The 13,612-nt window shown below is 68.6% G+C and carries 8 protein-coding genes and 1 pseudogene; 7 read left to right on the top strand and 2 right to left on the bottom strand.

Translation table 11 applies throughout. The features are described from left to right. Positions 1–302: 302 nt before the first annotated feature. A pseudogene (locus tag QH283_RS22375) lies at positions 303–404 on the bottom strand (ribonuclease P protein component); the annotation flags it as partial. Between the two features lie 21 nt (positions 405–425). Beyond that, the gene (gene rpmH, locus QH283_RS22370; RefSeq protein ID WP_011212207.1) at positions 426–569 is read right to left on the bottom strand and encodes a 50S ribosomal protein L34; all 144 of its coding nucleotides are present in this window, start codon (positions 567–569) and stop codon (positions 426–428) included. Positions 570–1,216: 647 nt separating this feature from the next. On the opposite strand from rpmH, the gene dnaA reads away from it, so the two are divergent. From dnaA to gyrA, 7 genes are all read left to right on the top strand, one after another. Continuing rightward, the gene (gene dnaA / locus QH283_RS22365; protein WP_280504925.1) at positions 1,217–3,289 is read left to right on the top strand and encodes a chromosomal replication initiator protein DnaA; all 2,073 of its coding nucleotides are present in this window, start codon (positions 1,217–1,219) and stop codon (positions 3,287–3,289) included. A gap of 799 nt (positions 3,290–4,088) precedes the next feature. Beyond that, positions 4,089–5,264, top strand: a complete 1,176-nt coding sequence (gene dnaN, locus QH283_RS22360) for a DNA polymerase III subunit beta (protein ID WP_280504924.1) — start codon at positions 4,089–4,091, stop codon at positions 5,262–5,264. Between the two features lies 1 nt (position 5,265). Next, positions 5,266–6,495: a DNA replication/repair protein RecF gene (recF, locus tag QH283_RS22355; RefSeq protein WP_280504923.1), complete on the top strand. Its 1,230-nt coding sequence runs from the start codon at positions 5,266–5,268 to the stop codon at positions 6,493–6,495. Positions 6,496–6,847: 352 nt separating this feature from the next. Next, the gene (locus QH283_RS22350; RefSeq protein WP_280504922.1) at positions 6,848–7,387 is read left to right on the top strand and encodes a DUF721 family protein; all 540 of its coding nucleotides are present in this window, start codon (positions 6,848–6,850) and stop codon (positions 7,385–7,387) included. 155 nt (positions 7,388–7,542) lie between these two features. Further along, complete coding sequence (locus QH283_RS22345; protein WP_280504921.1) at positions 7,543–8,448, top strand: alpha/beta fold hydrolase; 906 nt, start codon at positions 7,543–7,545, stop codon at positions 8,446–8,448. A gap of 279 nt (positions 8,449–8,727) precedes the next feature. Continuing rightward, positions 8,728–10,764 carry a DNA topoisomerase (ATP-hydrolyzing) subunit B gene (gene gyrB, locus QH283_RS22340; RefSeq protein WP_280504920.1) on the top strand — a complete coding sequence of 679 codons (2,037 nt, stop codon included), beginning with the start codon at positions 8,728–8,730 and terminating at the stop codon, positions 10,762–10,764. Between the two features lie 71 nt (positions 10,765–10,835). Continuing rightward, a complete protein-coding gene (gene gyrA / locus QH283_RS22335) occupies positions 10,836–13,346 on the top strand; it encodes a DNA gyrase subunit A (RefSeq protein ID WP_280504919.1) in 2,511 nt (836 codons plus the stop codon). Positions 13,347–13,612 lie beyond the last annotated feature (266 nt).

Genomic DNA, 13,612 nt, shown 5'->3' with positions numbered 1-13,612 from the left:
CGGCCCGGGGGGGGGGTGTCGGGTGGCCGCTCTACCATCAATTACATCCTTTTGTGGTCACTTTGGTATTTGTTGTTCACCTGGTTAATCGTGTGGCCCCCCATGTTAAAAAATGACGAGGCCCCATCGTCAGGAATGACGAGCCCCCCGGCCCCCGAACGGGTACCCGGCGACACGGGTTCGGCCACCGGGGGGCCGCCTCCGGGGCCGAGCGACCCGGCCGTCACCGGGTCGCGGGAGATGGCCGCGTCCGCGAGTTCGTCGCCCGTCGCGTCGGTCCGCGCCCAGTCGTAGCTGTGCACGAACGCGTGGACGACGAGATCCCGCCTCCCGATTCGCTGGCCTCGGCGCACCGTCCGGGAGAAGTCGGCACGGTGATGCAACCGATACGGCTCAGGCAACACCCGAGCGTCCGAGGATGAGGATCAGGCAGTGAGGGTAGCGCGGCCCTTGCGGCGACGCGCCGAGACGATGGCGCGACCCGCACGGGTGCGCATCCGAAGACGGAAGCCGTGAACGCGCGCCCGACGACGGTTGTTCGGCTGGAACGTCCGCTTGCCCTTGGCCACGGTCAACACTCCTCGCGTAGGTGGGCGTCGTTCGACACCCGAAGTTGTTCGGTGATACGTCCCTGGCGCATCGTGGTCGCAGCGACCGGACGCGGTCCGCTGCACTCGACCAGACGCGGTCAGCACGAGACCGCCACCGCACCAAGGGGTGACTGTAGAAGAGTACTGACAGCCCCAGATCGGGTCAAACCCGGCCCCCGGGCGCCGCACCCGCCGCTACCTGCGACATCTGTCCGCGGTGTCGGCCCTCCGGGGCGGCCCTGGCCCGTCGCGGGCGGGGCGGGCGGGGTGCCGGATCGGCGTCGTTCCCGCGTGAGTCTGTGCACAACTTCGTGCAGGTCAGGGGGGCGCGACAGCGCCGGTTGCTACAGTGTTGCCGCAGAACCGCAGGTCCAGGGCCTGCACGGGCGCGTTGCACGGGCATTCCACATTTCCCCAGGGTTTTCCACATCTGTGGATAATTGTGTGGAAAGACCCCTGGAGTGGCATATTCGTCCCACCGGGCGACGTTCGGCCCGGCGGCCGGCGAACCGGTCGGGAAGGTGACCGGGGACGTAGGCGGGATCACAGAATAGCCCAATTCCCCGCCCCGGCTCACGCGCCCCGGCCGTCTGCTCCAATCGACCTACTTCCGGGGAGGAAACTGCATGGACGACGAGCAGAACGTGCTGGCCACCGTCTGGCCCGAGGTGGTCGCCGAGCTCACCGCCGGTTCCGCCGACGGGTCCATTCCCGCTGTCACCAGAGCACAGCAGGCCTGGCTCAAGCTCGTCAAGCCGATCACCGTCGCCCAGGGGTTCGCCCTGCTCTCGGTGCCGTCGTCGCTTGCGCAGGAGGCCATCGAGCGCGACCTGCGCGAACCGATCCTGCGTTCCCTCGGCCGGATGCTCGGCCCCCAGGTCGAAGGTCTCGGCGTGCGCATCGCCGCACCCGTCCCGCCCGCCACCGACCGCCCCGCCGCCGGCGCCCGCCACGCGCGGATGACCAGCAGGCCCGAACCGCGCCCGGCCCGAACCTCGGGCGGGTATCCGGGTCAGGAGCCGCCGCGCCCGGCCGAACCGCAGGCGAACTACGGCCGCGGCGCCGAGTCCGCGGATTCCGATTTCCCCGAGGCGAGTCCCTTCGCGGCCCGCGACTCCTTCGGCGAGGACTACCCGCGCGCCGACGACTACCCGGCGCCGGGCGAATACGAGCCCGCAGCCACCTACACGCCCGAGCCCGAGTATCCGGCCTCGGATTTCCCGACCGCGTCGTTCCGCATGCCCCCCGGCGGCTTCGGCGACGCCGCCTATTCCGAGAAGGGGTACGCCGAGAAGTCCTACGCCGAGCCGGGCTACCCGGACCCCGGCTACGACAAGTCCTACCCGGAGAAGGGCTACGGCGAGAAGGGCTACGCAGAGGGGGGCTACGCGGAGAAGGGCTACGGCGACAAGCCGGAGGACACCGGGGACGTCAGGCCCGAGCTGCCGACCCCGCCGCGCCGCGACAACACCCCGCCCGGTCAGGAGTCGCTGTTCGCCCCCGAACCCGCGCAGGCCAGATTGCCGCTGCGCGAGCAGGCGGGCGAGCACGAGCCCGGCGCCGACGGCCCGCACGGCGAGCGCGACGAGGGACCGGTGGTCAGCATCCGCGACTCCTGGCCCACCTACTTCGCCAAGAGCCAGGAGACCAGGTCCGCGCCGTCGAGCTCCGGCGCCAGCCTGAACGCCAAGTACACCTTCGAGACCTTCGTCATCGGCGCGTCCAACCGCTTCGCGCACGCCGCCGCGGTGGCCATCGCCGAGGCGCCCGCGCGCGCCTACAACCCGCTGTTCGTCTGGGGTGCTTCGGGATTGGGCAAGACCCATCTGCTGCACGCCGCGGGCCACTACGCCCAGCGGCTGTTCCCGGGCATGCGGGTCAAGTACGTCTCCACCGAAGAGTTCACCAACGACTTCATCAACAGCCTGCGCGACGACCGCAAGGTTGCCTTCAAGCGCCGCTACCGCGAGACCGACATCCTGCTGGTCGACGACATCCAGTTCATCGAGGGCAAGGAAGGCATCCAGGAGGAGTTCTTCCACACCTTCAACACCCTGCACAACGCCAACAAGCAGATCGTGGTCTCCTCCGACCGCCCGCCCAAGCAGCTGGCCACGCTGGAGGAACGGCTACGGACCCGCTTCGAGTGGGGCCTGATCACCGACGTGCAGCCGCCGGAGCTGGAGACCCGCATCGCCATCCTGCGCAAGAAGGCCAGGATGGATCGCCTCGACGTGCCGCACGACGTGCTGGAGCTGATCGCCAGCCGGGTCGAGCGCAACATCCGCGAGCTGGAGGGCGCGCTGATCCGCGTGACCGCCTTCGCCTCGCTCAACGGCCAGCCGCTGGACATCTCCCTGGCCGAGGTGGTGCTGCGCGATCTGATGCCCGACACCGCGACGCTGGAGATCAACGCGGCCACGATCATGGCCGTCACCGCGGAGTACTTCAACACCACCCTCGACGAGCTGACCGGACCGGGCAAGGCGCGACCGCTGGCCCAAGCCCGCCAGATCGCGATGTACCTGTGCCGCGAGCTGACCGATCTGTCGCTGCCGAAGATCGGTCAGGCCTTCGGCCGTGACCACACCACGGTGATGTACGCGGAGAAGAAGGTCCGCAAGGAGATGACCGAGCGCCGCCGGGTCTACGACCAGGTCCAAGAACTCACAGCCCGGATCAAGCAGCGCTCGCGCTGAGTGCCCCTGGATCTATCCACACCCTGTGCACCGCCCCTGACCTGGGGCGGTGCACTTTTTCGGGTTGGGGATTCCTCGAGGAATCCCTGTGGAATCCTCGAGGAATCAACAGGTTGTCCTCGAGGCTGTCCACAGGGGGTGTGGCGGCTTCGTGCACAGGCGGTTGTCCCCAGTTTCCACAGGCGATTTCGTGCACAGGGCCTGACCTGCCCGCATGCCTGTGAGCGGTTGTGGATTCCTCGAGGAATCCCTGTGGAATCCTCGAGGAATCCACCGGTTGTCCTCGAGTCGGTGCACAGTGTGCACAACTGCCGCGAAACGGTGGAACAACTCGAGGATGAGCGGTGGATGGATGTGGGATAGATCTGGACTCTCCACAGCCACCCCCGGTTCATCCACCGATCACTCAACATCCATCCACACCCCGCCACACCGTCTGACCTGGGAAAACGGGGCGAATCCCCAGATTCCACAGGCCCTATTACTACTTCAGTTCTTCTTCTAGAAGATCTCTCTTGAAAACAGGGTGTGTGGAAAAGTCCGCCGGAGCGCTCGGCAGCCGAACCGGTCGCCTCCCCAGGGCAGGGAGGAGCGTGGGACGGTCAGGGGGAGACGCACAGGGCGGGTGCGGGACGAGCACGGGAGGGGTGGGGAGAACACGCGGGGCACGGCGCGCGGAGCCGAGAGGCCGGACTAGGTTCAGCCGCCGTACGCGGGTACGGTTCTAGGTCTGTCACCCTTGCGATATCGATGTCGCGAACCATCCACACGACAACCGGGAGAGAGGACACATCGGGCGATGGAGCTTTCGAGCATGAAGTTTCGAGTAGCCCGAGAGGACTTCGCCGAGTCCGTCGCCTGGGTCGCGCGCAGTCTGCCGTCCCGGCCGCCCGTCCCCGTGCTGGGCGGTGTGCTGCTGGTCGCCGACGAGAGCGGTCTGACGGTCTCCGGTTTCGACTACGAGGTCTCCGCGCAGATGCGGGTGGCCGCCGAGGTCGCCGGGCCGGGTGAGGTCCTCGTCTCCGGCCGCCTGCTGGCCGACATCACCAAGGCGCTGTCGAACAAGCCGGTGGATGTCTCGGTGGACGGCACGCGTGTGCTGATCACCTGTGGCAGCGCGAAGTTCTCGTTGCCCACCATGCCGGTCGAGGATTATCCCCAGCTGCCCGAAGTTCCCCAGCAGACCGGTGAACTGCCTGTGGATGTCTTCGCCGAGGCCGTCGGCCAGGTCGCCGTGGCGGCCGGCCGTGACGACACGCTGCCGATGCTCACCGGCATCCGGGTGGAGATCGAGGGCTCGCAGGTCGTGCTCGCGGCCACCGACCGCTTCCGGCTCGCGGTGCGCCACATCGAGTGGAAGCCCGCCAGGCCCGACATCGAGACCGCGGTGCTCATCCCGGCCCGCACCCTGTCCGAGGCCGCCAAGACCCTCGGCGCCTCCGATCAGCCGGTGCAGCTGTCGCTTGGCGCCGGTTCGGGCGCCGACGGCCTGCTCGGCATCGTCAACGCGGGCCGCCGCACCACCACCCGGCTGCTTGACGCGGAATTCCCCAAGTTCCGCCAGCTGCTGCCCAAGGAGCACACCTCCGTGGCGACGCTCGAGGTCGCGGCGCTGACCGAGGCGATCAAGCGTGTCGCGCTGGTCGCCGAGCGCGGCGCGCAGGTGCGCCTGGAGTTCTCCACCGAGGGCCTGTTGCTGTCGGCGGGTGGGGACGACGCGGGCCGGGCCGAGGAATGGCTGTCGGCCGATTTCCGCGGCGAGCCGCTGACCATCGCGTTCAACCCCGGCTATCTCGTCGACGGCCTGTCGGCGCTGCACTCCGACCGGGTGAGCTTCGGGTTCACCACCCCGAGCAGGCCCGCGGTGCTGCTGCCCGCGGGCGAGGAGGAGCCGCAGGTGCTCGACTCCGGGGCATTCGCCGCGCTGACCGGCAACTACATCTACCTGCTGATGCCGGTGCGGCTGCCGGGCTGACGTGTTCGTCCGGGCGCTGTCGCTGCGTGACTTCCGTTCCTGGGAACACGTCGAGCTGGAGTTGTCCACAGGCCGCACGGTGTTCCTGGGGGCGAACGGCAACGGCAAGACCAACCTGCTGGAGGCGGTCGGCTATCTGTCCACACTCGGCTCGCACCGGGTGGCCGCCGACGCACCGCTCATCCGGGCGGGCGCGCAGGCGGCACGGGTGGGCGCCAACGTCGTCAACGCGGGCCGTGAGCTGCGCATCGACGTCGAGCTGAAGCAGGGCGCGGCCAACAGGGCGCAGATCAACCGTTCGCCGGTGCGCCGGACCAGGGAGATCCTGGGGATTCTGCACACCGTGCTGTTCGCGCCGGAGGATCTGTCACTGGTGCGCGGCGATCCCGGCGAGCGCAGGCGTTTCCTCGACGAGTTGTGCACAGCCCGGCTGCCCAGGCTGGCCGGCGTGCGCTCGGACTACGAGCGGGTGCTTCGCCAGCGTTCGGCGCTGCTGAAATCGGCGGGCAGGCACCGGTCGGCGGCGGATCTGAGCACCCTGGACGTGTGGGACGGGCATCTGGCCCAGCACGCGGGCATCCTGCTGGCGCAGCGGCTGCGGCTGGTGCACGACCTGCACCCCTATCTGGCCGAGGCCTACCGCTCGCTGGCCCCGGAGTCGCGCCCGGCCGCCATCGCCTATCGCAGCGGCTACCTGCCGGTGGAATTCCTCGACCCGGCGCGGTCGCCCGCGGAGACCGACGAGGCCGAGCTGACCGCGATCGTGCTGCGCGAACTGGCCGCGGCCAGGCGCAAGGAGCTCGAGCGCGGGGTCTGCCTGGTCGGCCCGCACCGCGACGAGCTGGAGCTGATGCTCGGTGACGCGCCCGCCAAGGGGTTCGCCAGCCACGGTGAGTCCTGGTCGTTCGCCCTGGCGCTGCGCCTGGCGTCGTTCGAGCTGTTGCGGGCGACCTCGGCCGAACCGGTGCTGCTGCTCGACGATGTGTTCGCCGAACTCGACCGGCGCAGACGGGCGGCGCTGGCCGCGGTGGCGGCGGGCGCGGAGCAGGTGTTGATCACCGCCGCGGTGCCCGAGGACGTGCCCGCCGAGCTGGAGGCGGTCGGTATCCGGGTGGAGACGAGGGGTTCGGCGTCGGCGCGCACCTCCCACATCGTGCCCGCCGCGCCGGAGGGCGTCTCCGGCTCGCCGGATGACCAGGCGAAATCGAAGATGTACACAGAATCGTCATAGTTATCCACAGGCCGGTGGATCGATTGCTGGGAATGGGCCGGCGTGTCCTGCGAGCAGTTGTGCACAACCGGGCCGTTATCCCCGGTAGAGGCCTTTTCCTGGGCCGATGTCGGTCCGGTGACCGGCTCGTGACCGTACCGTCCCCTCACCGGAGGACAGCACGGCGTTTGCTCGGGGCCGGTTTCCCGGCCGGTTGTCGACAAGTTGTCCACAGGCCCTGTGGACAACTTTTGGACAAGCTGTGGAATGCCCAGGTGGGGCGGTGTGGCGTTGCCGACACGGCCGGTACGACACGCCGTCGGCGTCGTCCGGGCGGTGTAGAACTGGGGATGAATTCGAGGGGAGGACATCAATGAGCGAAGAGCCGGGACAGCAACCGCTGCGCGGTGTCGACCTGGCTCGCCGCGCGCTGGAGGAGGCCAGGGCGGCCGCTCGCGCCAGCGGCAAGTCGGTCGGGCAGGGCCGCGCCTCTCCGGTGCGCAAGTTGCGCAGTCGCGGCGGCAAGCGCTCCGGCTGGTCGGGCGCGCGCCCCGACGACCGCGATCCCCAACTGCTCTCCCAGCTCGCCACCCGCATCGCCAAGGCCCGCGGCTGGGACGGCAAGGTCGCCGAGGGCACGGTGTTCGGCCGCTGGGCGGGCGTGGTGGGGGAGGACATCGCCGCCCATGCCACCCCGGTGGCGTTGCAGGACGGCGTGCTGTCCATCTCCGCCGAGTCGACCGCGTGGGCCACCCAGCTGCGCATGCTGCAATCGCAGATCCTGGCGAAGATCGCCGCCGCGGTCGGTCCCGGCGTGGTGCGCCAGCTCAAGATCACCGGCCCCGCCGCGCCGAGCTGGCGCAAGGGCGAGCGGCACATCAAGGGGCGCGGCCCGCGCGACACCTACGGCTGACCGGTGTCCGAGAATCCGGCCTGGTCGGAGGCTGTTTCGGCAGCCTGTGGACGCGGGGTCTGCAAATTGCCGGTACTCGGTGTTACGGTAATTGCAGAGCCGCGTCGTGTGACGCGGGTTTCACGTGGAACCGCGACCCCGGGAGCGCTGAGCCGATGACCGCCACAGCAGCCGAGACCGTTTTCGAGCCGTGCGCCACGGTGCGTCGCGAGGGGGTCGACCTCGCCGTCTTCGCCTGCGGTGATCCCGAAGCGGTGCCCGTGCTGCTGATCCACGGCTGGCCGGACACCCACCTGCTGTGGACCGAGGTGGCCGCCCGGCTGGCGCGGGACTTCCGCGTCATCGCCTTCGACAACCGGGGCGCGGGGCGCAGCAGCGCCCTCGCCGAGGTCGCGGCCTACCGGCTGGAGGAACTGGCCGCCGATGTGTACGCGGTGCTCGACGCGGTCGTGCCGGGCCGCAAGGCGCACGTGCTCGGCCACGACTGGGGATCGGTGCTCGGCTGGGAGGTCGCCGCCGACCCGCGCGCGGCACAGCGGATCGCCTCCTTCACCGCGTTGTCGGGCCCGAATCTCGATTTCCTCGGCGCCTACCTGCGCGGACCGCTGTCCCTCGCGCGCGTGCGCGGCGCCGTCGAACAGGGCCTGGCCTCGGCCTACACGGTTGCCTTCCAGATTCCCGGCATGGCCGAGCCGGTGCTGCGGGTGCTCTCCCGGCGGTGGCCGAAATTCCTGGCCTTCTTCGACGGGCTCGACGCCGAACGGGTCCGCACGGCCCCGACGCTGCTGCCGGACATGCTCAACAACCTCAAGCTCTACCGGGCCAACATCCGCCCGAGGATGCGCGATCCGCGTCCGCGTCCGATCGAGGTGCCGGTGCAGTTGCTGGTGGCCTCCGGCGACCGCGCGGTCCGGCCGGTGGTCAACGCCGAGGCTTCGCGCTGGGTCGCCGATCTGACCACGACCTCCTTCGACGCGCGGCACTGGTCGCCGATCTCGCACCCGCAGGACGTGGCGAGTCACTTCGCGGCCTTCGTGACCGCCCGCGAGGGGCGTGGATGACAACGGGCGGAGAACCGCTGTGCGTCCCGGAGACGTTCGAGAGGCGGACCGGACTCGTCGCCGGTCCGTTTCTCGCACTCACGGACCCGTCAGGGGTGTCGTAGGTGCATTCTGGTTCAGGCCTACCAGTAGGATGGAGGAGTAACTAGCGGCGATCCTTCGGCGCGCTCTGCTCAGCCTCTCGATGAGCCCCGTATCTCGACCAGTCGAACCTCGGGCCACCCGGTGCGCTGTGTGCTCGTCGCGTCGAGGTCAGCAAGTAAGGAGAGCTACCGACCAGTGGCTGCCAAGCACTCCAACGAATCCGGCTCGAAGACGGGCCAAACCTACGGTGCCTCCTCCATCACCGTCCTCGAGGGTCTCGAGGCGGTTCGCAAGCGCCCCGGCATGTACATCGGCTCCACCGGTGAGCGCGGTCTGCACCATCTGATCTGGGAAGTCGTCGACAACTCCGTCGACGAGGCGATGGCCGGGTACGCGACCTCGGTCGGTGTCACCCTGCTCGCCGACGGGGGAGTCGAGGTCGTCGACGACGGCCGCGGCATCCCGGTGGAGATGCACGCCCAGGGCATTCCGACCGTCGAGGTCGTCCTGACCCAGCTGCACGCCGGCGGCAAGTTCGACGGCGAGTCCTACGCCGTGTCCGGCGGCCTGCACGGCGTCGGCATCTCGGTGGTCAACGCGCTGTCCTCGCGCGTGGAGATCGAGATCGACCGCGACGGATACCACTGGACCCAGCACTACAAGGACTCCACGCCGGGCAAGCTGACGCAGGGCGAGCCCACCGACCGCACCGGCACCACCGTGCGGTTCTGGCCGGACCCGGAGATCTTCGAGACCACCACCTTCAACTTCGAGACGGTCGCGCGCAGGCTGCAGGAGATGGCGTTCCTGAACAAGGGCCTGACCATCACCCTCACCGACCAGCGGGTCTCGGAGTCCGAGGTCACCGAGGACGTGGTCAGCGAGACCGCCGAGGCCCCCAAGACCGGTGAGAGCGCCGAGGCGCCCGCCGAGCAGAAGGTCAAGACCAGGACCTACCACTACCCGGGCGGCCTGGAGGACTTCGTCCGCCACATCAACCGCACCAAGCAGGCGATCCACAACTCGGTGGTCGCCTTCACCGGCAAGGGCACCGGCCACGAGCTCGAGGTCGCCATGCAGTGGAACTCGGGCTACTCCGAGTCCGTGCACACCTTCGCCAACACCATCAACACCCACGAGGGTGGCACCCACGAGGAGGGCTTCCGCGCGGCGCTGACCACGGTGGTCAACAAGTACGCCCGCGACAAGAAGCTGTTGAAGGAGAAGGAGGGCAACCTCACCGGCGACGACATCCGCGAGGGGCTCGCCGCCATCGTCTCGGTGAAGGTCGCCGAACCGCAGTTCGAGGGCCAGACCAAGACCAAGCTGGGCAACACCGAGGTCAAGTCGTTCGTGCAGCGCACCTGCAACGAGCATCTCACGCACTGGTTCGAGGCCAACCCGGCCGACGCGAAGACCATCGTGCAGAAGGCGGTCTCCTCCGCGCAGGCCCGCGTTGCCGCCCGCAAGGCGCGCGAACTGGTGCGCCGCAAGTCGGCCACCGATCTGGGCGGTCTGCCGGGCAAGCTGGCCGACTGCCGGTCCAAGGACCCGAGCAAGTCCGAGATCTACATCGTCGAGGGCGACTCCGCCGGCGGCTCGGCCAAGTCCGGCCGCGACTCGATGTACCAGGCGATCCTGCCGTTGCGCGGCAAGATCATCAACGTCGAGAAGGCGCGCATCGACAAGGTCCTCAAGAACAACGAGGTCCAGTCGATCATCACCGCGTTCGGCACCGGCATCCACGACGAGTTCGACATCTCCAAGCTGCGCTACCACAAGATCGTGCTGATGGCCGACGCCGACGTCGACGGCCAGCACATCTCGACGCTGCTGCTGACCCTGCTGTTCCGTTTCATGCGCCCGCTGGTCGAGCACGGGCACGTCTACCTGGCGCAGCCGCCGCTGTACAAGCTGAAGTGGCAGCGCAGCGAGCCGGAGTTCGCCTACTCCGACCGCGAGCGCGACGGGCTGCTCGAGCGCGGTCTGGCCGCGGGCAAGAAGATCAACAAGGACGACGGCATCCAGCGCTACAAGGGTCTGGGTGAGATGAACCCGAAGGAGCTGTGGGAGACCACCATGGACCCGACCGTCCGGGTGCTTCGTCAAGTGACGTTGGACGACGCGGCCGCGGCCGACGAGCTGTTCAGCGTCCTGATGGGCGAGGACGTGGAGGCCCGCCGCAGCTTCATCACCCGCAACGCCAAGGACGTCCGCTTCCTCGACGTGTGACCGGCCGGGCGCCGCGCCGGTGAGCCGCGGCGCCCGCACGTCCGCACACGTCAGCCCGTTAAGGAGATCTCATGACCGACACCACCCTGCCTCCGGACGGAGCGGGCGACCGCGTCGAACCGGTCGACATCCAGCTGGAGATGCAGAACAGCTACATCGATTACGCGATGAGCGTGATCGTGGGCCGCGCGCTGCCCGAGGTGCGCGACGGCCTCAAGCCGGTGCATCGCCGCATCCTCTACGCCATGTACGACAACGGCTACCGGCCAGATCGCGGTTACGTGAAGTCCGCGCGGCCGGTGTCGGACACCATGGGCAACTACCATCCGCACGGCGACTCGGCCATCTACGACACCCTGGTGCGGATGGCCCAGCCGTGGGCGATGCGGTACCCGCTGGTCGACGGCCAGGGCAACTTCGGCAGCCGGGGCAACGACGGCGCCGCGGCCATGCGCTACACCGAGTGCCGCCTGACGCCGCTGGCCATGGAGCTGCTGCGCGAGATCGACCACGAGACGGTCGATTTCATCCCCAACTACGACGGCAAGACCCAGGAACCGGTCGTGCTGCCGAGCCGGGTGCCCTGCCTGCTGATGAACGGCAGCAACGGCATCGCCGTCGGCATGGCCACCAACATCCCGCCGCACAATCTCACCGAGCTGGCGGAGGCGATCTACTGGGCGCTCGAGCACCCGGAGGCCGACGAGGAGACCACCCTCGCCGCCTGCATGGAGCGCATCAAGGGCCCCGACTTCCCGACCGCGGGCCTGATCGTGGGCACCCAGGGCATCCACGACGCGTACACCACCGGCCGCGGCTCGATCAAGATGCGCGGCGTCGTGGAGATCGAGGAGGACAACCGCGGTCGCACCACGATCGTCATCACCGAGCTGCCCTACCAGGTCAACACCGACAACTTCGTCAACGCGATCGCCGAGCAGGTCAAGGACGGTCGCATCGCGGGCATCGCCGACATCCACGACGAGTCCTCCGACCGTGTCGGCCTGCGCATCGTGGTCACGGTCAAGCGCGACGCCGTCGCCAAGGTCGTGCTGAACAACCTGTACAAGCACACCCAGCTGCAGACCAGCTTCGGCGCGAACATGCTGTCCATCGTCGACGGCGTGCCGCGCACGCTGCGGCTGGACCAGATGATCCGGCTCTACGTCAAGCATCAGATCGAGGTCATCCGGCGCAGGACCGAGTACCTGCTGCGCAAGGCCGAGGAGCGCGCCCACATCCTGCGCGGCCTGGTCAAGGCGCTGGACGCGCTGGACGAGGTCATCGCGCTGATCCGCCGCTCGGCCAACACCGACACCGCGCGCACCGGCCTGATGCAGCTGCTCGAGATCGACGAGATCCAGGCGACCGCCATCCTCGACATGCAGCTGCGCCGCCTCTCGGCGCTGGAGCGGCAGAAGATCATCGAGGATCTGGCCCGCATCGAGGCCGAGATCGCCGACTACAAGGACATCCTCGACCGGCCGGAGCGCCAGCGCGCGATCGTGCGCGACGAGCTGGCCGAGATCGTGGACAAGCACGGCGACGCGCGGCGCACCCAGATCGTGGCCGCCGACGGCGATGTGGCCGACGAGGATCTGATCGCCCGCGAGGACGTGGTCGTCACGATCACCGAGACCGGCTACGCCAAGCGCACCAAGACCGATCTCTACCGCTCGCAGAAGCGTGGCGGCAAGGGCGTGCAGGGCGCGGGTCTCAAGCAGGACGACATCGTCAAGCACTTCTTCGTCACCTCGACCCACGACTGGCTGCTGTTCTTCACCAACAAGGGCCGGGTGTACCGGGCGAAGGCCTACGAGCTGCCCGAGGCCAACCGCACCGCGCGCGGTCAGCACGTGGCCAACCTGCTGGCCTTCCAGCCGGACGAGAAGATCGCCCAGATCATCCAGATCAAGACCTACGACGACGCGCCCTACCTGGTGCTGGCCACCCGCAACGGCCTGGTGAAGAAGTCCAAGCTGTCGGACTTCGACTCCAACCGCAGCGGCGGCATCGTCGCGGTCAACCTGCGCGACAACGACGAGCTGGTCGGCGCGGTGCTCTGCTCGGCCGACGACGACCTGCTGCTGGTCTCGGCGCAGGGGCAGTCGATCCGCTTCTCGGCCACCGACGAGGCGCTGCGGCCGATGGGCCGGGCCACTTCCGGCGTGCAGGGCATGCGGTTCAACGCCGACGACGAGCTGCTCTCGCTCAACGTGGTCAGGGAGGGCACCTACCTGTTGGTCGCCACCTCCGGTGGTTACGCCAAGCGGACGGCCATCGAGGAGTACACCCCGCAGGGACGCGGTGGTAAAGGTGTGTTGACTATCCAGTTCGACGCCAAGCGTGGCACGCTGGTGGGCGCGCTCATCGTCGACGACGACGACGAGCTGTATGCCATCACCTCCGGCGGTGGCGTCATCAGGACGGCGGCGAACCAGGTTCGCAAGGCGGGTCGGCAGACCAAGGGCGTGCGATTGATGAACCTGGGCGATGGCGATACCTTGCTTGCGATCGCGCGTAACGCCGACGAGCCCGATGTGGTCGACGGTGGCGATGACGCCGGTTCCTCCAAGCAGTAACGCACAGCGAGCTCCCTCCACAGCGGCGGCAACGAACGGATCTAAGGATTCCCATTGACCACTCCGAATCAGCCGAATGACGGGCACCAGAACAACGGTGTGACCGAGCGGATCGCACCGTCCCCGATCCCGCCGCGGCCGGCTGCCCGGCCCGGCTCGGCCGAGACCGGACCTCAGGGCGGGAACAACCCGGCCGGCCAGCCGAACGAAAAGCCCCAGCAGCAGGGCGGTTTCGGCGGTCAGCAGAGCGGTCCCGCCGCGAAGGG

The organism is Nocardia farcinica, assembly GCF_029867845.1.
Classification (GTDB): domain Bacteria; phylum Actinomycetota; class Actinomycetes; order Mycobacteriales; family Mycobacteriaceae; genus Nocardia; species Nocardia farcinica_A.
Note: the sequence above shows the minus strand (reverse complement) of the source record. Positions and strands in the feature narration are given on the sequence as shown.